At 70.2% G+C, this 21585-nt stretch carries 25 protein-coding genes; 16 read left to right on the forward strand and 9 right to left on the reverse strand.

Features of this window, described 5'->3' with window-relative positions; translation table 11 throughout:
• Nucleotides 1-51: 51 nt before the first annotated feature.
• A complete protein-coding gene (locus tag PV396_RS08675; RefSeq protein ID WP_319202081.1) occupies nt 52-693 on the reverse strand; it encodes a response regulator transcription factor in 642 nt (213 codons plus the stop codon).
• Nucleotides 694-719: 26 nt separating this feature from the next.
• Nucleotides 720-2336: a GAF domain-containing sensor histidine kinase gene (locus PV396_RS08680; protein WP_319202083.1), complete on the reverse strand. Its 1617-nt coding sequence runs from the start codon at nt 2334-2336 to the stop codon at nt 720-722.
• 326 nt (nt 2337-2662) lie between these two features.
• Here PV396_RS08680 and PV396_RS08685 point away from each other — a divergent pair, with 326 nt between their 5' ends.
• On the forward strand, nt 2663-4297 hold the full coding sequence (locus PV396_RS08685) for an AMP-binding protein (protein WP_319202085.1): 1635 nt from the start codon (nt 2663-2665) through the stop codon (nt 4295-4297).
• 169 nt (nt 4298-4466) lie between these two features.
• Here the strand turns inward: PV396_RS08685 and PV396_RS08690 are convergent, their stop codons facing one another.
• Together PV396_RS08690 and PV396_RS08695 are read right to left on the reverse strand one after the other, a co-directional pair.
• A complete protein-coding gene (locus PV396_RS08690) occupies nt 4467-5159 on the reverse strand; it encodes a GntR family transcriptional regulator (protein ID WP_319202087.1) in 693 nt (230 codons plus the stop codon).
• A gap of 7 nt (nt 5160-5166) precedes the next feature.
• Entirely contained in the window at nt 5167-5850 is a 684-nt protein-coding gene (locus PV396_RS08695) for a 4-carboxy-4-hydroxy-2-oxoadipate aldolase/oxaloacetate decarboxylase (RefSeq protein ID WP_319202089.1), read from the reverse strand.
• A gap of 37 nt (nt 5851-5887) precedes the next feature.
• Here PV396_RS08695 and PV396_RS08700 point away from each other — a divergent pair, with 37 nt between their 5' ends.
• From PV396_RS08700 to PV396_RS08745, 10 genes are all read left to right on the forward strand, one after another.
• Nucleotides 5888-6028 carry a hypothetical protein gene (locus PV396_RS08700; protein ID WP_319202092.1) on the forward strand — a complete coding sequence of 47 codons (141 nt, stop codon included), beginning with the start codon at nt 5888-5890 and terminating at the stop codon, nt 6026-6028.
• Between the two features lie 175 nt (nt 6029-6203).
• Complete coding sequence (locus PV396_RS08705) at nt 6204-6953, forward strand: PIG-L deacetylase family protein (protein WP_319202094.1); 750 nt, start codon at nt 6204-6206, stop codon at nt 6951-6953.
• Complete coding sequence (locus tag PV396_RS08710; RefSeq protein WP_319202095.1) at nt 6950-7252, forward strand: hypothetical protein; 303 nt, start codon at nt 6950-6952, stop codon at nt 7250-7252. The genes PV396_RS08705 and PV396_RS08710 overlap by 4 nt, the downstream gene beginning before the upstream one ends.
• Nucleotides 7253-7379: 127 nt before the next feature.
• A complete protein-coding gene (locus PV396_RS08715) occupies nt 7380-8414 on the forward strand; it encodes a PDR/VanB family oxidoreductase (RefSeq protein WP_319202097.1) in 1035 nt (344 codons plus the stop codon).
• A gap of 18 nt (nt 8415-8432) precedes the next feature.
• Nucleotides 8433-9461, forward strand: coding sequence for an aromatic ring-hydroxylating dioxygenase subunit alpha (locus tag PV396_RS08720; RefSeq protein ID WP_319202099.1), 1029 nt, complete (start codon nt 8433-8435; stop codon nt 9459-9461).
• On the forward strand, nt 9458-10159 hold the full coding sequence (locus PV396_RS08725) for an alpha/beta hydrolase (protein WP_319202101.1): 702 nt from the start codon (nt 9458-9460) through the stop codon (nt 10157-10159). Before PV396_RS08720 ends, PV396_RS08725 begins: the two co-directional genes overlap by 4 nt.
• Before the next feature lie 22 nt (nt 10160-10181).
• Nucleotides 10182-10463 carry a muconolactone Delta-isomerase family protein gene (locus tag PV396_RS08730; RefSeq protein WP_319202103.1) on the forward strand — a complete coding sequence of 94 codons (282 nt, stop codon included), beginning with the start codon at nt 10182-10184 and terminating at the stop codon, nt 10461-10463.
• Nucleotides 10460-11194: an SDR family NAD(P)-dependent oxidoreductase gene (locus PV396_RS08735; protein ID WP_319202105.1), complete on the forward strand. Its 735-nt coding sequence runs from the start codon at nt 10460-10462 to the stop codon at nt 11192-11194. The genes PV396_RS08730 and PV396_RS08735 overlap by 4 nt, the downstream gene beginning before the upstream one ends.
• Before the next feature lie 29 nt (nt 11195-11223).
• Nucleotides 11224-11583: a protocatechuate 3,4-dioxygenase gene (locus PV396_RS08740; protein WP_319202107.1), complete on the forward strand. Its 360-nt coding sequence runs from the start codon at nt 11224-11226 to the stop codon at nt 11581-11583.
• A 1-nt stretch (nt 11584) separates the two neighbouring features.
• A complete protein-coding gene (locus tag PV396_RS08745) occupies nt 11585-12424 on the forward strand; it encodes a class III extradiol dioxygenase subunit beta (RefSeq protein ID WP_319202329.1) in 840 nt (279 codons plus the stop codon).
• A gap of 16 nt (nt 12425-12440) precedes the next feature.
• Here the strand turns inward: PV396_RS08745 and PV396_RS08750 are convergent, their stop codons facing one another.
• Nucleotides 12441-13211 carry a flavin reductase family protein gene (locus PV396_RS08750; RefSeq protein ID WP_319202109.1) on the reverse strand — a complete coding sequence of 257 codons (771 nt, stop codon included), beginning with the start codon at nt 13209-13211 and terminating at the stop codon, nt 12441-12443.
• Nucleotides 13212-13710: 499 nt separating this feature from the next.
• Between PV396_RS08750 and PV396_RS08755 the strand changes: the two genes are divergently transcribed.
• Both PV396_RS08755 and PV396_RS08760 read left to right on the forward strand, forming a co-directional pair.
• Nucleotides 13711-14619: a magnesium and cobalt transport protein CorA gene (locus PV396_RS08755; protein WP_319202111.1), complete on the forward strand. Its 909-nt coding sequence runs from the start codon at nt 13711-13713 to the stop codon at nt 14617-14619.
• Between the two features lie 850 nt (nt 14620-15469).
• Nucleotides 15470-15958 (forward strand): NUDIX hydrolase, encoded by a 489-nt coding sequence (locus PV396_RS08760; RefSeq protein WP_319202331.1) that lies wholly within the window; start codon nt 15470-15472, stop codon nt 15956-15958.
• Between the two features lie 115 nt (nt 15959-16073).
• Here PV396_RS08760 and PV396_RS08765 read toward each other — a convergent pair whose 3' ends face one another.
• The 3 genes from PV396_RS08765 to PV396_RS08775 form a co-directional block, all read right to left on the reverse strand.
• Nucleotides 16074-16835: a ZIP family zinc transporter gene (locus tag PV396_RS08765; protein WP_319202113.1), complete on the reverse strand. Its 762-nt coding sequence runs from the start codon at nt 16833-16835 to the stop codon at nt 16074-16076.
• Between the two features lie 376 nt (nt 16836-17211).
• Nucleotides 17212-18144 (reverse strand): anti-sigma factor RsbA family regulatory protein, encoded by a 933-nt coding sequence (locus tag PV396_RS08770; protein ID WP_319202115.1) that lies wholly within the window; start codon nt 18142-18144, stop codon nt 17212-17214.
• Nucleotides 18144-18497 carry an STAS domain-containing protein gene (locus tag PV396_RS08775; RefSeq protein ID WP_319202118.1) on the reverse strand — a complete coding sequence of 118 codons (354 nt, stop codon included), beginning with the start codon at nt 18495-18497 and terminating at the stop codon, nt 18144-18146. The genes PV396_RS08770 and PV396_RS08775 overlap by 1 nt, the downstream gene beginning before the upstream one ends.
• A gap of 447 nt (nt 18498-18944) precedes the next feature.
• Between PV396_RS08775 and PV396_RS08780 the strand changes: the two genes are divergently transcribed.
• Nucleotides 18945-19343 (forward strand): ANTAR domain-containing protein, encoded by a 399-nt coding sequence (locus tag PV396_RS08780; protein ID WP_319202120.1) that lies wholly within the window; start codon nt 18945-18947, stop codon nt 19341-19343.
• On the opposite strand, the gene PV396_RS08785 is transcribed toward PV396_RS08780, so the two are convergent.
• Nucleotides 19300-19740, reverse strand: coding sequence for an STAS domain-containing protein (locus tag PV396_RS08785; protein ID WP_416071357.1), 441 nt, complete (start codon nt 19738-19740; stop codon nt 19300-19302). The genes PV396_RS08780 and PV396_RS08785 overlap by 44 nt on opposite strands.
• A gap of 147 nt (nt 19741-19887) precedes the next feature.
• Here PV396_RS08785 and PV396_RS08790 point away from each other — a divergent pair, with 147 nt between their 5' ends.
• On the forward strand, nt 19888-20310 hold the full coding sequence (locus tag PV396_RS08790) for an ATP-binding protein (protein WP_319202122.1): 423 nt from the start codon (nt 19888-19890) through the stop codon (nt 20308-20310).
• A gap of 196 nt (nt 20311-20506) precedes the next feature.
• The gene (locus PV396_RS08795) at nt 20507-21121 is read left to right on the forward strand and encodes a hypothetical protein (protein ID WP_319202124.1); all 615 of its coding nucleotides are present in this window, start codon (nt 20507-20509) and stop codon (nt 21119-21121) included.
• Nucleotides 21122-21585 lie beyond the last annotated feature (464 nt).

The raw sequence follows: 21585 nt of genomic DNA on the forward strand, positions 1-21585 counted from the left end.
CGTCCTGTGTCCCGGCGGGACCGGGACATGTGTCGCGGTCGGAGGCATCGCTCAGCTGCGTGGCGGTACCAGTCCCTGACGTACGGCGAACAGCGCCGCCTGGGTCCGTGACGTGAGGCGCAGCTTGCGCAGCACATTGCTCACATGCGTGCGGGCCGTGCGCTCGCTGATCACCAGTTCGTCGGCGATCTGCTGGTTGGACCGTCCCTCGGCGACGAGGACGAGGACGTCACGCTCGCGGCCGGTGAGCGCACCGAGGCCGGTCGGCGGCGCCACGATCTCCTGGGTGAGCCCCCGGGCCACCGCGGGGTCGAGGAAGACCTCTCCCCGTGCCGCCGCGCGGATCGCGGAGACCACCTCGCCGGCCTCCGCGTCCTTGAGCAGATAACCCGCGGCCCCCTGTGCGAGGGCGGCGTGGACGCGCTCCATCTCACCGAAACTCGTGAGCACCACGACCCGTACCCCGGGGTGGTGTTCCCTGATCAGCCCGATCGCGGTCGGGCCGTCCATCCTGGGCATGAGCAGGTCGATCAGCACCACGTCGGGCAGCTCGCCATGGGCCGCCATCGCGTCCAGCCGGGCGAGCGCCTCCTGCCCGTCCGCCGCCTCCGCGGCGACTTCCATGTCGTCCATGACTTCCAGGTAGGCGCGGATGCCACGGCGTACGACGGCGTGGTCGTCCACGATCAGCACCCGGGTCCGCCGGGGCTCCCCGCCGCTCAGAGCCGCACCGTCAGCGGGGTGTTCGCGGAGCTGTCCGGACCCTCGGGGGAGGAGTCCGGCACCTGTACCGGCAGGGGTATGACCACGCGCACGGTCGTACCCGTCTGCGCGCGCGACCTGATCCTCATGGTGCCGCCCCATCGTTCCGCCCTTTCCCGCATGGTCGTCAGTCCGTAACCCTCCGCGCTTCCCCCCGCACCGAGGCCCCGGTCACCTTCCGGAGGAACCGAGCGCCCGATCGCGTCCCGCAGTCCGCGGCCGTTGTCGGACACCGTCGCGGCCAGGGTGTGGCCGTGGACGCCGAGGCGGACGGTGGCGAAGGTGGCCTCCGCGTGCTTGACCACGTTGTGGATGGCCTCCGCGATGATCCGGTAGGCGTCCTCGGCGAGTTCGGGGTCGATCGAGTCCAGCCCCCGCCCGAACCGCAGCCGGAAGTCCAGACCGGTCCGGTTCTCGGTGCTCCTGACGAGCGTGTGCACCGTCTCCTCCAGACCGAGGTCGGCGGTGGAGGAGGGGCGCAGTTCGTGCACCATCGCCCGCAGGTCGGCGAGGACGGTCCGCGCGAGCGTCCCGATCTCGTCCGCGAAGTGCCGGACGGCCTCGGCGGGCACCGGTACGCCGCGCGTCCCGAGTACTCCCACCGCGTTGGCCTGCATGCCGATCGAGAACACGTGCTGGACGATCGAGTCGTGCAGATCCCGGGCCAGACGCTGGCGCTCGTCCTGCCGGGCCCCGTCGCGTTCGCGCTGCAGCAGCGTGGCGTGGTCGACGGCGAGGGCGGCCTGTTCGGCCATGGCGACGAGGAACTCCAGGGTGCGTGTGCCGACCTCCTGGCCCGGTGCGAAGTACGCGTTCAGCACGCCCTCGGCACGGCCGCGCACCGTCAACGGCACGCTGACGAAGGAGTCCCAGGCCAGTTCGCCGAGGTAGTCGTGCAGGGGTTCCCAGGCCGGGTCCGAGCGGATCTCGTCCCATCGGTGGGGGAGGACGATCGGTCTGCGTTCCCTCAGGGTGTCCAGCATGACCAGCCGGGCGCCCCGGTCGCGGCACTCCAGCAGACGGTCGAGGAACGTGTCCGAGCGCCGCAGCCCCGCCGAGCCCATCAGCCGCAGTTCCCGGCCCGTGCTGTCCAGGATCAGGATCTGCACCCCGGCCAGCCCGTCGGTCCGGACGATCTGCCGGGCCACGGCGTCCAGGGTCGAGCCCAGTGATCCCTCGGAGGCCAGGGAGACGGAGGTCCGGGCGATGGCCGCGACCCTGCGGTGGCGGTGCCCCTCGTCCGTCACGTCACGGAACGACACGACCTTCAGACTCGGGTCGGCCGGCAGGTTGCGGGCCCGGTAGGCGAACTCGCGGCGCGCCCCGGAGCCGGTCACCCAGTAGACCACCTGCTCGTCCGGCTGGTCCTCCAGCAGCCCCGGGCAGGCAGGGGCTTCCTTGGTGAGAGCGAACGGAGCGGCGACCCCTACGAGATCGGCCTCCGCGCGCGCGTCACACAGCGCGACCGCCGCCGGGTTCAGCTGGACGAAGCGGCCCGCGCGGTCGACCACGGCGAGGCCGTCCATGGTCGCGGCGGCGACATCGCCCCACTCGACGGGCCGTGCAGCGGACATGGCCTTTCTCCTCATCAGCTGCGCCAGACGGCCCCCGGGAGACAGGGGTAGGCGCACGGACTCGCGGAAGGGACCGGTGGAGGGGTCGGGTACGGGCGGGAGCAGGGGGCTGGGTAGGACCGACGGCAGCATCGTAGCCCGGGGCGCCGACCGCGGTGCTACGTCATTTGACCTGTTCATCGCCTGTCGAAAGCGCCGGGTGGGTTCAGTCATTGCTCGCGTTCCCCCTCCGACGGCACACGCCTAGCCTGGGCATCCACCTCGCCGGATTCCCGATCTCCCCCGGATGGGATCCGGCGAGGCCCGAGGACGAGGAGGTCTGAGGAATGGACGTGTCCATCGGCACGATCTGGGAGGCGGTCTGCCGCGCCCTGCCCGATGCCGTCGCCATCGTCGAGCCCGGTCGCGAGCTGACCTACCGGGAGTTCGACGACCGTGCGTCGCGGCTGGCCGCCGCGCTGGAGGACGCCGGGGTGCGAGCCGGCGACACGGTGGCCTGCTACCTGTACAACGGCGCCGCGTACCTGGAGACGGTCTTCGCGGCGTTCAAGCTCGGGGCCGTGCCGGCGAACGCCAACTACCGTTACACCGGCGAAGAGTTGTCCGAACTGCTCACGGACGCGGACGCGGCGGCGGTCGTCTTCAGCGGCGCCCTGGCGGACCGGGTCACGCACGCCGCAGGACACGTACGGACGTTGAAACTGCTCGTCAGGGCCGGGGACCTGCCCGCCGAAGGCCCGACCGGGCCCGCCGTGCCCGAGTTGGAGGAGCTGCTCGCGACGCACGCGCCCCGCGAGGCCAGGCCCCGGCCCGGCTCGGACCGGCTCTTCATGTACACCGGAGGCACCACGGGCAAGCCGAAGGGCGTGATGTGGCAGCTCGGCGACCTGCTCCACTCCATCCCGATCCTCCGGCAGGCCGGCGTCACCGAACTGCCGAAAACGCTCGACGAGTTCGCGGAGGCCGCGGTCGCCGCGCACCACGAGGGCAGGGCGCCGACCACCATGCCGGTCGTCCCCCTGATGCACGCCACCGGTCTGTTCAACACGATGGGCACCCTGCTGGTGGGCGGCCGGGCGGTCATGGCACGGCAGGGCGGACTGGATCCGGCCCACGTCTGGCAGTCGCTCGCCGAGCGCGCGATCGACACCCTGCTCGTCGCGGGCAACGCCGTCTGCCGTCCGCTCGTCGACGAACTGATGCGCGCGGAAGGCGGCGGCGAGCCGTACGACCTGCGCTCCCTGCGTACGGTCATCAGCTCCGGCACCGCGCTCGACGACCGGCTGAAGAAGGCGCTGCACGAACGCGCCGATGTCACGGTCGTCGACGCCATCGCCTCCAGCGAGGGCGGTCCCTTCGCCCTGGGGATCACCTCGTCGGTACGGGAGTTGCCGACCCGGTTCCGTCCGGTGCCCGCGGCCAGGGTGATCGGCGAGGGTGACCGCTTCGTCGAACCCGGCAGTGGTGAGACCGGGAACCTCGCCTACTGCGGGCCCATGCCGCTCGGCTACTACAAGGACACCGGCAAGAGCGCCCGGACGTTCCGCACCATCGAGGGCGTGCGGTACGCCATCCCCGGCGATCTCGCCCAGATCGAGGCCGACGGCGCGATCAGGTTCCTGGGGCGCGGCTCGGGCGTGATCAACACCGGCGGGGAGAAGGTGCACCCGCAGGAGGTGGAGGACGTGCTGCTGACGCACCCCGAGGTGACGGACTGCGTGGTCGTCGGAGTCCCCGACGAGACGTGGGGCGAGCGGGTCGCGGCTGTCGTCGCGGTCGGACCGGCCGCAACTGTCACCGGTGAGGAACTACGCGACTGGGTCCGGCGCGGCCTCGCCGGTTACAAGGTCCCGCGGTCCGTCGTACTGACGGAGGCCCTGCCCCGTACGCCGACGGGCAAGCTCGAAATCGCCTGGGCCCGGAAAACGGCCCAGAACGCCGGTGCGGCGGCGGGAGGCTGACGCCGTTCCCAGGACGACGGCCGACCCGGGGCCGACCTGCGACCCCATGACGGGAAACCGCCGCCTCGACCGGCTGCCGATCGTTGTGCCGACCGCGCGTCCGTCGTCCACCGACAGGCGCGCGGTTCGCGGCCCCACGGTCCGGTCGGCGGCTCGATCCGTGGTGCCGTCAGAGGTTCGGGGAGGTCTCGACCCTCCGCGTGCCGCTCGCTTCCAGGGCCCTCAGCGCCTCGACCACGCTGGCGATGTGGTCTCTCATGGCGGCTTCGGCCTCCACCGGATCGCCGGAGGCGATGGCCTCGACGATCCGCTGATGCTGGGGCAGCGACGCACGGGCCCGGCCGGGCACCCGCGAGAGCATGAACCGGTGCCGGACCACCTGGGCCCGCAGTTGTTCGATGAGCCGGTCGGCGGTCTCGTGGCCCGCGATGTCGCGGATGCGGGAGTGCAGGCGGGCGTTGAGGTCGCTGTACTCCGCGAGCTCGCCGTCGGCCACCGCCTTCGCCATGTCCGCGCAGATGCCGCGCAACGTCTCGGCCTGGTCCGGGCCGATCCGCTCGGCCGCTCGCGCGGCGATCAGCCCTTCCAGGACCATGCGGGCCTCCGTGATCTGGACGGCCTCGGCGAAGGTGATCTCCCGGACGCGGGCGCCGCGGTTGCGCTGGATCTCCACCAGCCCCTCCGCCGCCAGCTGCTGGAACGCCGACCGCACGTTGGCGCGGCTGACCCCGAACTGTTCGCAGAGGTCCGCTTCCACCAGGCGCTGTCGTGGCACGTACTCGCCGCGCAGCAGTGCGTCCCGGATCGCACCGGTGACGTCGAATCCGACGGGAGTACCGGAAGTGGTGCTGGGTGTGCTCATCGTGAAGTCAGTCCTGGTAGGTGACGCCGAGTTCGGCGAGCCGGGCGCGCAGTCCGTAGTGGTCGACGCCCAGTGTCCCCGAACGCAGCACCTCCCGGTTCACGGCTTCCTTGGCGATCCGCTTCTCCGCCGACTCGGCCGCCTCCTCCGCCTCATCGAGGGGCACGACGACCACACCGTCGTCATCGGCGACCACCACGTCCCCGGGCCGGACGGACACCCCGCCGAGCGTCACGGGCACGTTGACCGAGCCGGGGGACGCCTTCACCGTGCCCTGCGCGGACACGGCCCGGGCCCAGACATGGAAGCCCATCTCCCGAAGTTCGGCGGTGTCGCGCACTCCGGCCGCCGTGACCAGGCCGATGACACCGCGGGCGGCGAGGGACGTCGCCAGCAGTTCGCCGAACATGCCGTCCGTGGACGGGGAGGTGGTGGTCACCACGAGGACGTCCCCGGGGCGGCACACCTCGACCGCCGCGTGGATCATCAAATTGTCCCCGGGGTGCGAACTGACCGTCACCGCCGGGCCCGCCACCCGCACGTTCCGCTGGTTCGGCCGCAAGCCGGTCCCCGCGAAACCACGACGGCCGATGGCCTCGTGGACCGTGGACACCCCGGCCTCGGCGAGCCGGGCGACGACGTCCGGGGCCGGTCGGTCGATGTTCCTGACGACGACATGGCGGTGGGGCATGTCTCCTCCGGGTTGCTCCAGGAATGGTGTCAGGAGATTGCTCGAAGTCAACATTATTGTCAACAAAAACTTTCGCGATATGGTGAACGACGTGCCGGTCGGATCCGACCCGCTCGCCTCGCGTCAACACCGCGCCGCCGCGCCGGACTTCGTAAGGCGCTCGCCCTCGCGCATGTGATCTCTTCCGCAGCCGAACCTCTTGCCGAACCCCCCTGCCGAACCCGCCTTCTCCGCAGGTTCGCAGCGCACGCGACCCGGTGGCCCGCCTCCGGCACCGCGAGACCGCCACCGCCTCGCCGCCCGTCAGTTCGCCCGGCGCACACCCCGCTCCCGTCCGACCCCAAGGAGTCCAGATGACCGTCACGTCCTCCCAACCTTCCGGCGGCGCCCTGCTGGTCGTCAGCGCGCACGCCGGCGACTTCGTCTGGCGGGCCGGCGGCGCCATAGCCCTGGCCGCCGAACGCGGTCAGCGTGCCAAGGTGCTGTGCCTGAGCTTCGGCGAACGCGGCGAGTCCGCCCGCGCCTGGCGGGAGGGCCTCCGCCTCGACGAGATCAAGGAACTCCGCCGTACGGAGGCCACCGGCGCCGCCGCCGCACTGGGCGCGGAGATCGAGTTCCTGGACGCCGGGGACTACCCCCTGACGGAGACCCCCGAGCTGGTGGACCGCATCGTGCACGTGTACCGGGAGGTGAACCCCTCGGTCGTCCTCACCCACACCCTCACCGATCCCTACAACGGCGACCACCCTGCCGCCGCACGCATGGCGCTCCAGGCCCGGGTACTCGCCCAGGCGTCCGGCTACGACGCACCCGGTGAACCGCTCGGCGCGCCCCCGGTGTTCTTCTTCGAACCGCACCAGCCGGAGCAGTGCGACTTCAAACCGAACGTCCTGCTCGACATCACGCCCGTCTTCGACAAGAAGCGCAAGGCCATGGAATGCCTCGCCGCCCAACAGCACATGTGGGACTACTACACCGACCTCGCCAAGCGCCGCGGCGTCCAGCTGAAGCGCAACGCCGGTCCCAACCTGGGCCTTCCGCACACGACCATGGGCGAGGCGTACGTGCGGCTCTACCCCGAGACGACCGGGACGCTGGCATGACGGCGACCACACACATCTGGGTCCCCTTCCGCGAGACGGCCCTGTTCGTGGAGTTCCCGCCGGGAACGGACGCCGCGAACAGCGCTCACGGTCAACTCGGTCAACGCGAACTGCTGGCCGACGCCGTCCCCTCGGACGGCGTCACCCGGGACGACCGTTACGGCGAACCCCTGTGGCGGGTCGACGCCGAGCATCTGCACGCCGTGGTCGAGGCCCTGTGGAGCACGGACCAACCGCTGCACATCCACCTCGACCAGGCCCCGGAACCCGGCCGGGACACCGGCGAACGCGACGGATGACGTAGCCGGACCCGGACCTTCCGCCGTCCGGGTCCGGTCATTAGCGCGACGACCTGCGCGTTCCCCGCGACTAGCGTCGAAGGTGCCACCCCACCCCACCCCCGACCGCGCCGAGGAGATGACGCACATGACGAGCCCGTCGACCGCCGCCCCGGAGGTGCTCCCGCTCAGGACGGCCCTTGCCGCGACCGCCCCGGCGCCACGCGACGCCGAGTACGACGGCACAGTCGCCGTACTCTCCCGGCAGACGGCTGCGGACGGCGTCGCGTCCCTGGTGCTCGCACCGCGAGACGGCGTCCCCCTGCCGCCCTGGCAGCCGGGGGCGCACATCGACGTGGTCCTCCCGACGGGCACCGTCCGTCAGTACTCGTTGTGCGGCCCGACGACCGTCACCGACTGCTGGCGCGTCGCGGTGCTCCGGGAGCCCGACGGACGCGGCGGATCGCAGTGGATCCACGACAACATCCGTGACGGAAGCGAACTGCGGGTACGCGGCCCGCGCAACAACTTCCCCCTCCGGCCGGCCGCGCGGTACCTGTTCGTCGCCGGCGGCATCGGCATCACCCCGCTGCTGCCGATGATCGCCGAGGCGGAGGCCGCCGACGCCGACTGGTCCCTGCTCTACGGCGGCAGGACCCGTGAGTCCATGGCGTTCCTGTCCGAGCTGGAGCACTACGGCGACCACGTGACCGTACGGCCGCAGGACGAGTACGGCCTGCTCGACCTTCCCGGCCACCTCGGCGAACCCGACCCCTCCGCCCTGGTGTACTGCTGCGGCCCGGCCGGGCTGATCGACGCGGTCGAGGCCCACTGCGCCGGCTGGCCGAAGGGATCGCTCAACGTGGAGCGGTTCGCCGCGGCCCCGGGACAGGAGCCCGGTGAGGGCGACGGGCCGTTCGAGGTGGAGCTGCGCTCGTCCGGGGTGACGCTCACCGTGCCGCCCGGACAGTCGGTGCTCAGGGCGGTGGAGGAGGCGGGCGTACCGGTCCTGTCCTCCTGCGAGGAGGGCATCTGCGGCTCCTGCGAGACCGCCGTCCTGGCGGGCGAGATCGACCACCGGGACTCCCTGCTCACCGACGACGAGCGGGCCGCCAACGACACCATGCTGATCTGCGTCTCCCGCGCCCGCGCCCGCGGCGGCCGCCTCGTACTCGACCTCTGACTGAAAGGCGTTGCCGTCATGCTCTCCGCACACGTGCGCAACGGCTGGTACCTGGGAGCCTGGTCCGACGAGATCGGCCGGAGCCTCACCCGGCGCTGGATCACGGACCTCCCGGTCTGCTTCTACCGGCTGCCCGACGGTACGGTCACCGCCGTCGAGGACCGCTGCCCCCACCGCAAGTACCCGCTCTCCCTGGGGCACTTGGACGAGGACGGCACCCTCCAGTGCGACTACCACGGTTACCGCTTCGACCGCCAGGGCGTGTGCGTCGGCGTCGCCGAGCAGGCCGACCGTCCCAAGGCCGCCCTGCGCCGCTTTCCCCTGGTCGAGAAGGACGGCGCCATCTGGATCTGGCCCGGCGAGCCCGACCTGGCCGACGCGAGCCTCCTGCCCGACACCTCGTGGCTCACCGACCCCCGGTGGACCCACGTACACGGCGTCGTACCGCTGAAGGCACGGCATCTGCTGCTCGTGGAGAACCTGCTCGACCTCACCCACGAGACGTTCCTGCACCCGACGAGCATCGGCAACGCCGCCGTCGCCGCCACCCCGATCGATGTCACCGTCGACGGCGACCGGGTCGGCTTCAGCCGGCGCATGACCGGCATCGACGCCCCGCCCTTCTACGAGAAGTCCATGGGACTGACCACCCCGGTGGACCGCTGGCAGGACGGCGAGTTCCACCCGCCCGGCATCTTCGTCCTCCACATCCGCGTCGCGGCCACCGGCACCGAGGAACCGGAGGGTTTCCACATGAAGGTGCTGTACGGCATGACACCCGGGCTCGGCAACGAGACCCACGACTTCTACGCCCTGGGCCGCGACTACCTCATCGACGACGAGGACCTCACCGAGTTCCAGCACAAGCAGCAGCTGGCGGTGATGCAGGAGGACGTGGACGCCCTGGAGGCCCAGGAGTTGATGTACGCCACCGATCCGGGCGGCACCGCCGAGTCCAGCATCCGCTCCGACCTGGCCGCCCTGCGCGGACGCCGGGCCCTGGCGAAGATGCTGGCCCGCGAACAGCGAGGGAACGTACCGGCATGAGCGTCTTCGTCCTCCTGCACGGGGCCTGGCACGGCGGCTGGGTGTGGCAGCGCGTGGCACCGAGGCTGCGCGCCGCCGGACACGAGGTGTACGCCCCCACGCTCACCGGAGTGAGCGACCGCGCCCACCTGCTCGGTCCCCACGTGGGTCTGACGACGCACGTCCAGGACGTCGTGGCCCTGATCGAGGCTCACGACCTGCGGGAGGTGGTGCTCGTCGGGCACAGCTACGCCGGTCAGGTCGTCACCGGGGTCGCGGACCGCGTCCCGGAGCGGCTGGCGGCAAGGGTCCATCTCGATGCCTTCGTCGGCGGCGACGGCGATGCCGCGATCGACCTGCTGCCCGACACCATCGCCGGGCACTACCGTGAGTCCGTGGCCGGCCCCGGCTTCGGCTGGCTCATCCCGGTGCGCTCGCTGAGCGTCCTGGGCGTGACGGAACAGGCCGACCTGGACTGGCTCGGCGCACGCCTCACCCCGCACCCCTGGCTGACGTACACCGAGCCGCTCCGGCTGACCGGCAAGGGCGACAAGGTTCCCGGGGTCTTCGTCGAATGCACGGACTGGATGCGGGTGTTCACCCCGCACGCCGAGCGCGCCGCCGCCCGCGGCTGGCCGGTCCACGAGATCGCCACCGGCCACGAGGCCATGGTCACCGCCCCCGGTGAACTGGCGGACCTGCTGCTGGAACTGGCCTGAGGCCTCGAAAGGGAGGACCCGCATGGAATTCCTCGTCCGTACCGAGAACACCCTGCCCCCCGACACCCCTGGCGACGTCCGCGACAGCCTGCGCAAGGGGGAGCGGGCACGGGCGACGGAACTCCGCGAGGCCGGGATCCTGAAACGGCTGTGGCGGGTGCCCGGCCGCAACGCGACCATCGGCCTGTACGAGGCGGCCGACCCGGCGGAACTGCACGACGCCCTGGTGTCCCTGCCGATGTGGAAGTGGATGGACATCACCGTGGAGGCCCTGGCCACCCATCCGCAGGAGAAGGCACCGTGACCGCGCAGGGCGCGCGCGTCGCCGTGGTCACGGGCGCGGTGGGTGGACTCGGCGGGCCCATCGTCCGCCGACTGACCGCCGACGGGTTCACCGTCGCAGCCCTGGACATCACCGAACCGAGCGACAGGGACGAGAACACCGGCGTACGTACCTGGCGTTGTGACGTCAGCGACCCGGACGCCACACGCCGTACGGTCGAGGAGATCGCGGCGACCTACGGTGGCGTGGACGTCCTGGTCAACAACGCGGGCCTGTTGTCCGGCCGGAGCAGTCTGCTGGACACCACCCCGCAGGAGCTGCACCGCTTCTTCGACGTCAACGCCGTCGGCCCGCTGCTGATGGTGCAGGCGTGCGTGGCGTGGCTGGCCAGGAGCGCCCACCACGGACGGGTGGTCAATGTCGCCTCCCGCACCTTCTTCACCGGCGCCCCGGGCCAACTCGCGTACGTCGCGAGCAAGGGCGCGCTGATCGGCATGACCCGGGTGATGGCGCGAGAACTGGGCGAGCACCGGATCACCGTCAACGCGGTGGCACCGGCCCAGGTCGCCACCCCCGGCACCCGGGCCCACTCCGGCGACGAGGTCTTCGCCGCGACCATGCGGCAGCAGGCGATCCAGGAGTACGTCACCCCGGAGCACTTCGCGGGACTCGTCTCGTATCTCGCCTCCCCGGACGCGGCCATGGTCACCGGTCAGACACTCGTCTGCGACGGCGGCGGCCTGCTGCACTGACCGGACCAGAACAAGGGAGAGGAGGAGTCATGTCCACCACCCGCACACCCCACATCACGGGCACCTACGTCTTCGACACCGCCGACAGCCGTCGGGGCCGGGCGCTGAACCGGCTCTGCGGATCATTGAAGGACGCCGGAAACCGGGTGAGGTTCAGCGACGACGAAGGCGCGTACTGCGAGGAGTACGGGCTCACGGCCGAGCAGCGGGAGGCCGTCCTGACGCGGGACTGGACGCGGATGCTGGAGCTGGGCGGCTCCATCTTCTACGTCTTCAAGCTCGCGGTGCTGGACCAGAAGTCGATGCAGTACCTCGGAGGTGTGTTCACCGGCATGACCACCGAGGAGTTCACGCAGGCACTCAAGGCGGGAGGGCGGAGCTTTGGCTGAGGTGATATGGGGACTGGCCACCTCGCACGTGCCGTCGATCGGCGCGGCGATGGACCACGGGAAGACCCAGGACCCGTACTGGAAGCCGCTGTTCGACGGGTACACCCCGGCCCGGGAGTGGATGGCCCGGCACACGCCGGACGTGGCGGTGGTCGTCTACAACGACCACGCGAACGCCGTCGACATGTCCGTCACACCGACCTTCGCGATCGGCGCGGCGGCCTCGTACGAGGTGGCGGACGAGGGATGGGGCAGCCGCCCGGTCCCGGCCGTCACCGGCGCCCCCGAGTTCTCCGATCATCTTGTCGAAAGCCTGGTCGACTCCTCCTTCGACATCACGGTGTTCCAGGACCTGGCCGTCGACCACGGCCTGACCGTGCCGCTGTCGGTGTACTGCCCCGACCCCGGGGAGAGCTGGCCGTGCGCTGTCGTCCCCCTTCTGGTCAACGTCATCCAGTACCCGCAGCCCACGGCGGCACGGTGCCTGGCCCTGGGCAGGGCCCTCGGCGAGGCGATCCGTTCCTTCCCCGAGGATCTCAAGGTCGCTGTCTTCGGTACCGGCGGCATGTCCCACCAACTCGCGGGCGCCCGCGCGGGACTGATCAACCAGGACTTCGACCGGATGTACCTCGACGCCATCGAGCACGACCCGGAGAAGCTGGCGGCGCTGACCCGTGAGGAGTACATCCGCGAGGCCGGCTCCGAAGGCATCGAGCTCATCATGTGGCTGATCATGCGCGGCGCCCTGGGACCACGGATCCGCCGCGTGTACGACGCCTACCACGTACCCGCGTCCAACACGGCGGCCGGGATGGTGCTGTTCGAGAACCTGAGTGAGTGAGCGTCACGTCCTGACGTCAGTCGAGTGTCGTCGTGGAGCCCGACGGCGACCAGGCCTGCGTGTCGATCGGCGAGTAGTACGTGCCCTTGCCGTCCAGGCGCACCATACGGCGACCGGCGAGCTCCCGGACCACTTCGGCGTCGAGCGGTGTCTCGAACGCGTTGTCCACGACGGTGTATTCGGCGGCGAGTCGTCCCACCGGAGCGATGGCACCGAAGTCGATCCGGCCGCCCACATAGAGGTCGTCTCGGATGTAGAAGCGCTCCACGTTGCCCCAGACGACGTTGTTGAGCCCGTCGGGTGCCGAGAAGATGTGTTCGACGGTGCACTCGAAGGCGATGGGCGCCCCCTTGATACGCGGCGGGCGAATGGCTTCGGACGGCACCTTCTCCAGCCCGACCGCGTCGAACTCGTCGACGTCGGGCTCGAACTCGAAGGCGCTGCGGTTGAGCCCGTTGATCTGCGGCAGGGTGGCCGTGTTGGTGACGAACTCGCCGGTGTCCCGGATGTTGACGAAGCTGTCCTTGAGCGTGGCGCCGTCCGAGCGCGGCTGGATCGACAGCGAGATCCGGGGCGGCTTGCGCCCGACGACGGTGAAGAAGGAGATGGGGGCCAGGTTGCCCACGCCTTCGGTGGGCAGGGTGCTCACCCAGGCGATGGGGCGGGGGATGACGCTGCCGATGAGCAGCTTGTAGGCGGACTTCGCGTCCAGGAGCGTCACCCCTCGCGCAGCAATCCAGGTGCGCTGTGGGGCTCCTGTCGGGCAGCCGAAGGCGTGGAAAGCCATCGCCCCACAACCACCACAGCACCCGGTTATGCCGCGCCTGCGACCCCCCGATACCCAGACTTGCTCTTGCCTGAACGCACCCTGGAGCCCGTGCGCGGAACGAGGGACAAATGGCGCCTGACCCTGGCCCTGGCATGCCGCGGCGCCGGCTGCGGGGGCGCGGTCCGCCCCGAAAGCCATTCCTCGTAGCGGCCCAGTGCCAGGACAAGGCACAGCAGCCCAGGGGGCAGCAGGAAGGCGGCGAAGATCATGACAACTCCTCTCGGAGATGGTTTTCCGTCCGAGTAGCCCCGCCCGGCCGGACGGAAAACCGGACGGCGTGGAGGAAGCGTGACCATTACGTGTGGACGGCATTTAGGGCGGCTGGCTGTCGATGGCCGGCAGGCATGGATTCGCCGCAGCGGTGCAGGCGTGACCTATGAGGTGCGTCATCTACCGTGAGTCAGCGGACGAGCCGGAGCAAGTGGACTGCCGACAGGCCGATGGTGGCCGTGCGGGGATGCTGGACGGTCTGAAGCGGGTGAGGGAAGGCGAGTTCTGCTGGGTGCATCTGGACGACCCTGGTCCGGGGGATCTGGAAGAACTGGCGGAGCCGCTGGGACTGCATCCGCTGGCGGCCGAGGACGCCGGCGAGGCGCACCAGCGGCCCAAACGGGAGCGGTACGGGGACGTTCTCGCGGTGGCGCTGAAGACGCTGTGGTACGTCAAGGACGGCTGCGAGGTGGAGACCGGTGAGGTGATGGTCTTCACGGGCCCGCGTTTCGCCCTGACCGTGCGCCATGGCCCGGCCGATCCCACCGTCGAGGCGGCCCAGCGGCTCGACAAGGACCCGTCAAGGCTGCGGTTCGGGCCCGTCGCCGTGCTGCACGCCGTCCTGGACACGGTGGTCGACTCCTACACCGAGGCCGCTCTCCAGGTCCGCACCGACCTGACCGCGCTGGAGCGGCGCGTGTTCTCGTCGGACCGTGACGATTTGACCGAGGAGATCTACTCCCTCAAACGGGAGGTCCTGGAATTCCGCGACGCCGTGCAGCCCCTGGTTCCGGTGGTGCAGGAGTTCGCCGGCTCACATGACGGGTGGCCTGAGGAGATGCTGCCGTATTTCCGTGACGTCGCCGACCACCTGCACCGCACCGACACCGAGGTGCGCTCCCTGGACGAGCTGCTCAACTCCGCCCTTGACGCCCACCTCGCGCGGGTGGGGACCTGGCAGAACGACGACATGCGCCGTATCTCCGCCTGGGCAGCCATCCTGGCCACCCCGACCCTCGTCGCCGGGATCTACGGCATGAATTTCGCCCACATGCCGGAACTGACCTGGACCTACGGGTACCCGCTCGCCATTACCGTGATGGTCGGCGCCGCTGCCCTGCTGCACCGGACCTTCCGCCGCAACGGCTGGTTGTAAGCCCCAGGCACCGCTGTCGGCCGACGGCGGTGCGGCGACACCACTTCCGGCGCCGCCCTCCAAAGGGTCAGTCCTGGACGAGCCGATCGGCTGGCCGGCCGACGGGCCTGGGCCAGCAGCGTGCCGTGGGTCGCCAACGCATCGGGATCGTCCTTCACGGAGCCGGGCAGCCTTCAGTGGAGTTCGTCGAGGCTCCGGCTGAGCTCTTCGACAGCTTCGTGCAGCGCTCCGTCGGCGGACTGCCCCGTACCGGTCGCTGAGCCTGGTCTGGCCGTAGAGACCGATGGCATGCGCGGCGTGGCGCAGGAAGTCGGCGTAGGGGCCGGTGATCTGCGGGCTGGGGCGGTCTGCTTTCCCGTTGTGGCTCGCGGTCTCCAGCACGGTGCGGGTCACGCCTGCGGTGTGCACGGCGACACGGTCCAGCACGGCCGGCGCGTCGTTGTACGTCTTGCCGGGCTGCGAGACGGCCCCCTACCGCGCCCGGGGTTACGTGGGGGGAGACCTGCTCGTTGGCCGGCACGAACAGCGCGCCGGTGGCGGCGTAGATGCAACAACACCGCCGGAAGCACCACAACCATCGTGAGCGTCACTCTGTCCAGCACCACAACGACGCCCGTCCCCACGGCTCTGGCGGTGGCGAGGCCGAGCCCGCAACAGGACCAGATCGCGGTCCGGGGTGACAATGCCGACGCGGCCGTGCTGGTGCGACGGGCTATGAGACCCCTGCAGGAGCGGCGCTCCCCAACCACCTGCGCGCGTTGCGGGTTGTCACCGCCTTGCTTGCATCGGATATTTCCGGCGACGGACTGGGAATCATGGCGAGGTGCCTGACTCCACGGTCCTGCCGCTTGTGGTCGACGATCGAGGCAACGCCTTGGTTGCGTTCACCCGTGGGACAGAGCGGGCGCCACCAAGTGACGCGCCACTGCCAGCGGCCCTGGTCGCCATCTGGAACGCCGACCGTGTCCTCATGGTCTTCGACCGATTCCGCCAGGGCTGGGAACTTCCTGGTGGTCGCGTGGAGGCCGGTGAATCTCCTCGCCAGGCAGCCGCACGCGAGCTGTGGGAGGAGAGCGGTCAGGAGTCCGACGGGCCGCTACGGTTCGTCGGCTACGCGGGCTTCGCCCTCGCGCCCGACCAACGAGCCGAATACGCGGCCCTGTTTGCGGGCCACACCCCCGATATCCGGGACTTCCAGCCCAACGAAGAGATCGCGGCCATCCGCTGGTGGGACCTCCGAGAAGCCCTCCCGGAACGCATTCAACCCTTGGACGCCTACCTCGCCGGCCTCACGCGCGAGTCGGGCTCTGACCACTCCCACCACCCACGGCGAGGTTGAAACTCAAGACTGTCTCAGGGCCCGGTCGACACCTGGCCCGAGCTTCGGTCGGGACTCGGGTACCAGCTGCCACACCCAGCTCCACGCATGGTTTACCGGCGTCCGACCTCAGAGGTCAGGTGTGGGAGAGGGCGAAGGAGACCAGGAAGCCGCACACGGTGATCAGTCCCATGGCCAGGTGAGTGTCCTCGAATGCCTCGGGAATCATCGTGTCGGCGATCATGGCGAGGATCGCCCCCGCCGCGACCGCGGTCACTGCGGCGATCACGGCCGGGGAGAAGGAACCGACCACCGTGTAGCCAAGGACAGCCGATACGGTACTCGCGGCGGCGATCGCCGCCCAGACACCGAAGACATACCCCTTGGTACGGCCGGCTTTCTTCATCCCTGCCGAACTGGACAGCCCCTCAGGCACGTTGCTGATGAACACCGCGGCCACGGTCACCAGGCTGACCGCGCCCCCGTCGAGCAGGCTGACGCCGATAACCGCGGACTCCGGCACGCCGTCGAGCAACGCGCCGAGCGCGAGCGCCGTCCCGGACCCGCCCTGCTGGGCCTCCGAGGGCTGCGCTTCTGCCTGCTCGTGACCGGAGCGCTTGCGGTGCCGGGCGCCCCGGCGGGCCAGCCACACGTTCCCGGCGGTGTAGGCCAGGGCGCCGATGAGGGTGCCGACGGCTGCGGGAGCGAGCCCTGCCTGGTCGTACGCCTTCCCGATCAGCTCGAAGGAGACCGCTGAGATCAGCACCCCGGCCCCGAAGGCCATCACGGTCGCGATCACCTTCTGCGGCACGCGCAGCCCGTACCCCAGCGCAGCACCGAGCAGCAGTGCCGAACCCGCCACCAACCCCCACAGCCCAGCCTCTACTACTTCAGCCATGCCGTCCCGTCTACCCGCCATCGATGTGGATCAACTGACTACTGGCGCGGCCGTGCGGACAGGAATGAGCCAGCACCCGCGTACAGGGCAAACGACACAGGGCGGGCGACTGACACTGATCCGGCAGGCCCACGGGTCAGGCACTCCCGGCACTGAACGGCGAGCTGGGTCTGGGGGACCCACGTGGGGCCGCAGACGAATGGCCGGCCCACTTCGCCGACATGGTGTGCGAGTGGCTGACGTGGCCGGCGGTCGGCATCGGGGGCGTCTGGACGATGCCTACCGGCCTCGGTACGGGGCTGGCAGAAGTTCTGGGCCCGCGAGAGAAGCGGGGCGGGCGGTCACCCGGACAGGACAGGTGGCCGCCCGCGTGCTGTCACAAGCTGAGGTAGAAGCGCAAGGTCGTGCCGTCGTCGCCGGTGTGGACACGCACCAGGTCGGCCACGTAGTGGACCAGCATCAGGCCCCGGCCGCCCAACTGGCCGCGCTCCGGCGGGCGCCGGCCGGCCAGCGGATCGGTCAGCCTGCCCGCGTCGCGGACCTCGCACACCAGTTGCCCCTGCTCGGCCCAGACCGCGAGTGTCCCGCGGCCTCCGCCGTGGACCACGCTGTTGGTCGTGAGTTCCGCGACGGCCAGCTCCACATCCATCAGCCGCTCCCCGGCCATCCCCAGCCGCATCGCCTGAGCGACAGCGAACCGGCGGACCGCCGGAAGGTCCTCACCTCCGTAGGAGAAGGCCGCGGCGTCCGGTGCAGGCGAAAGCTCCTGGTTGTATCGATCGACGACCGCCTGCCAGTCGTAGACGTCGCTGACCGACTCATGGCCCTCCCCGCTGATGAGGGTCGGGTGGGTAACCCGCGCATCGGCGATCACCACCGGGTCCAGCCGCACCTCGTCGTAGGGGCACAGGATCGTCACCGCCCGGCCTTCGAACGCGGCGTTGATCAGCGCCTCGTGCTGCGCGCACGCCGGGTACTCCAGCGCGCTGCGTCCGGCCCAGATCGGCTCGCCGATGATCCGCACACGCCCCTCCGGATGGGCGTCGGCGAATCCGCGCAGCACCTTGGGGATGATCCGCCCCGGGTTACGGCCTGCCTCGGTCATGTCCAGGAACAGGATGCCCTCGGCGTCCCCGCCCAGAGCTGCCCTGACCAACTGCAAGTTGGGGCCGGGCACCGCCACCGCCATCGGCTCACCGTCGGTCAGACCCTCGCGCAGGAAGGCCACAGTCTGTCGCGTGTACTCCTGCTCACTGCGGTAGAAAAGGGCAGGGTGCACGAACGCCTCGTGGGTGGTCACCGTGCTCATCACAGAGCCACCTCGATCCGGTCCAGGCCCGGCCAGAACATCGCCAGAACCCGTGGCAGCTGCGGCGGGGGATTTTCGACCACGACCCTCCCGTCGGGCAGGTTCATGGCGGTGACCGCCAGTGCCGTCACCCCGGCCACGTCGACGAACACCACATCCGACAGCTCTACGTACGACACGCCCGCGTGCCGCCGGGCCAGCTCGGACAGGGCCTGCTCCCAACACGGGCGGGTGAGGGCGCTGATCTCACCGCGGGCTCGTATCCCGGAACGACCGGGCAACAGGCTCAACTCCAACGCGGCCCTCCCGGGCTCCGCGGGGGCGGGCCCGCCCACCGCATGTGGGGCTTCCACTCTCGGGCTCCTTCACATCATGCCGCCTGCCGACCGTCCTGGCAGAGGTAGAGGCAGGGAAAAGCTCCTCCCGACGGCGCAGTGTATCCAGGGGGCAGCCACGCCCTTGTTCCGTAAGCAGGTGGTGACTCGTCCCCACTGAGGGCAACGGGCGACTGCTTCTCCAGCAGGCCGCGGCCGGTCCAACGGCGCAATGACTCGAACATCTCATGATGGGAATGGCGCAAGGTCGGGTGCTGCAACCGGGAGGCTGATGGTGGGGGCCGGTGAAAATCATGTGGTCGTGGAGCGGATCTGCCGGGTCGCCGACGATGCAGACCCCGGCCCGGCTGCCGTGCGAAGCGGGGTGAGGGTGGTGGTGCGTGCCACCAGGCGGGGTGGGATGTCTTGCAGCAGCGGTTGAGGGCAGGTGAACTGGAAACATCCGTTCCTTTATGGAGACTGGTGATGACGAGCTCCTCCCGCGTACCACGGCCCCTTCCCGACGGCTCGCACAATGCCACGGCGGCCCGTCTGGAGCAGGAGAACACCCAGCTGCGGCACGCGATCGAGTCCCACGCGGTGGTCGACCAGGCCCTCGGTGTCCTCATCGCGGTCCACCGGATCCCACCGGACGCCGGGTTCGACGTGCTGCGCGAGGTCTCCCAGCACACCAACATCAAACTGCACACGGTTGCCGAGGCACTGATCGGCTGGGCGCTGGGCCAGCCGCTGCCGGCGCCCGTGGAGCAGAAGTTGGGCGAGGCCGTGCAGCGGCAGTCCTGGAAGGGGGACAACCCGGACCAGCCGCACCAGCGAGGGATCAGGAGGTCAGGGCCTGCTCGACGCTGGGGTAGCAGGCGATGAGGGTGTCGATGCCCACCAGTTGCATGACGTGCAGGACGGGTTGTTGCGCGGCGGCGATACGCAGCCACCCGTTGGCACTGACGGCCTGATAAGTGGTGATGAAGATGTTGATGCCGGTGGAGTCCATGAAGGTCACGCCGCCGAGGTCCACCACGATCCGCGACGGAGGCGCCGCACCGTACCCGGACAGCAGGACTGCGCTGAGCAGCTCCCTGACGTGGTGGTCGATCTCGCCCTCTACAGTCACGACCCGCACGCCGTCGACCATGCGGTGGACGGCGGAGAACCGGTCCGGGCCGTCCGTGTCCCCGATGTCGCTCACCGCCTCCTCGACTGTGTTCGGGCCCGCATGGGGCTGGGCGTGCACGACGATTCTGCCCCACCGCCCGGACGCCATACATCCAGGAGATGCTGCCGAACCACATGCCTCTGACATGTATGAGGGAACCGGGGGTAGTGGCGCAATCGTGAACCAGGAATGAGGTCGACGCCCGAGGAATCCCATGACAACGGTGACGGCTGTACCGAACCGGAAGAGCACCTGATGCACGCCGGCTACGCCCTCGACGGCGACGGCGGCTGCATCGCCGAGGCCCGCCACCACGCCGTCGCGTTCCTCGAGCAGGCCCACGCGGACCATCACCTGATGGTGTCGGCTCGCGCGCGGGACCTGACCCAGTTGGTCGTCAGCGAACTGATAACCAACGCCCTCAAGTACGCTCCCGGCCCGGCTCTGATGGAACTGCGCCTCACCGCCCACGTCGTGGACGTCGTCGTGTGGGACAGCGACCCCGTGGTGCCGACGGCCCGGGCCGCCGATCCCGACCGGATCGGCCAGCACGGCCTGGAGATCGTGAAGGCCATCACCGCGGAATTGTTGATCGAGCAGCAGCCGGTCGGCAAACGCATCACGGCCCGCATCGCCTTGTCCGACCCGCCTGGCACTGCTGACCGCCGCCAGGGGTGACCGCCGCCAGGGGCGACGGCAGGCTCTCGGCCGCCGCAAAGAGGGCTTGAACAGGGATCCCGACGTCCATGCCTGCCTGTGGCATCCACACTCGTCACCCCGACGTACGGCACGTCCCGTCCGCTCCAGCCGAGGCGCTGGCCTGGGCCGGCTGGTTTGGATGCCCACGGGGCGGCCGGCCTGCCACGCCAACCCGATGACGATCGGAGACGGCGTTGCCCAACGGCACGCCCTGAGGGATGCCGCCAAGCGTGCCGGGCGCGACCCGGACGAGGTGAAGATGTTCGCCGGGTTCATGCCGACCGTCGCCGCCTCCCGTCAGGCCGCCCTTCAGCGGCGGCCCTTCCCTGACGAGTCCGTCGACCAGCGTCAGCGGGTGCGCAACCTCGGCGCCATGATCGGCCTGCCGCTCGACTACGGGCAGATCGACGAACCGCTGAGTACAAGCCAGTTGGCCGACGCCACACCCAGCCCGCACGACCCGCGCTCCGCCCGCGCCCTGGAAGTGGCCCGGGAAGGGTGGAGTCTGCGCGACGTGCTCGCGCACGGAGTCATCGACTACCACCCGGTCGTGGCTGGCCCCGCCACCGAGGTGGCCGACCATATGCAGCAGTGGTTCGATGCCGGAGCCTGCGACGGCTCCTCCCTGGCCATCGACGGCTACCACGACGGCGTCGACGCCTTCGCCGACGAGTTCGTCCCGATCCGTCAGGAACGCGGCCTGTTCCACGTCGACTACGAAGGTCCCACCCTGCGCGAGAACCTAGGAGCCCACGAGCCGTACGGCCTCGACCCAGGCGTCTCTCGATGACAGGCGCCCGCACGTACCGCCCGCCGACGACTTCGCCGAGCAGGTCCAGGAATTACTCGCCCACGTCAACGGCCACTTCCCCGCCGACCACCCCTTCGCGCGCCTGAGCCCTGCCGCGGGTGTCGCCTCGCGAGCCGGCGTGTGGATTCTCGGTTCCTCGGGCAACAGCGCCCGGATGGCAGGCCAACTCGGCCTCGGCTAAGCCTTCGCGGGTTTCGTCAACCCGGACGGTGCCCCTCGCGCTCTGCTGCGCCACGGCGCGTTCTCCGCACCCCTGGCCGACGGGCCGACCGGAGGTCCGGCATTCTCTCCGTCAGCGCCGTGGTCGCCGACACCGACGCCGAGGCGCGGCGGCTGAACCGGGCAACCGCCCTCGTTCGCGGCCGGGGGCCCCGCCCGGGCGGGCCCGGAGAATCAGAGCGTTCCGTGACCGATTGTCGTGCATGGCAATCGACAACCGGGCA

Origin of the sequence: Streptomyces sp. ME02-8801-2C, from assembly GCF_033793965.1 — a bacterium.
Classification (GTDB): Bacteria; Actinomycetota; Actinomycetes; order Streptomycetales; family Streptomycetaceae; genus Streptomyces.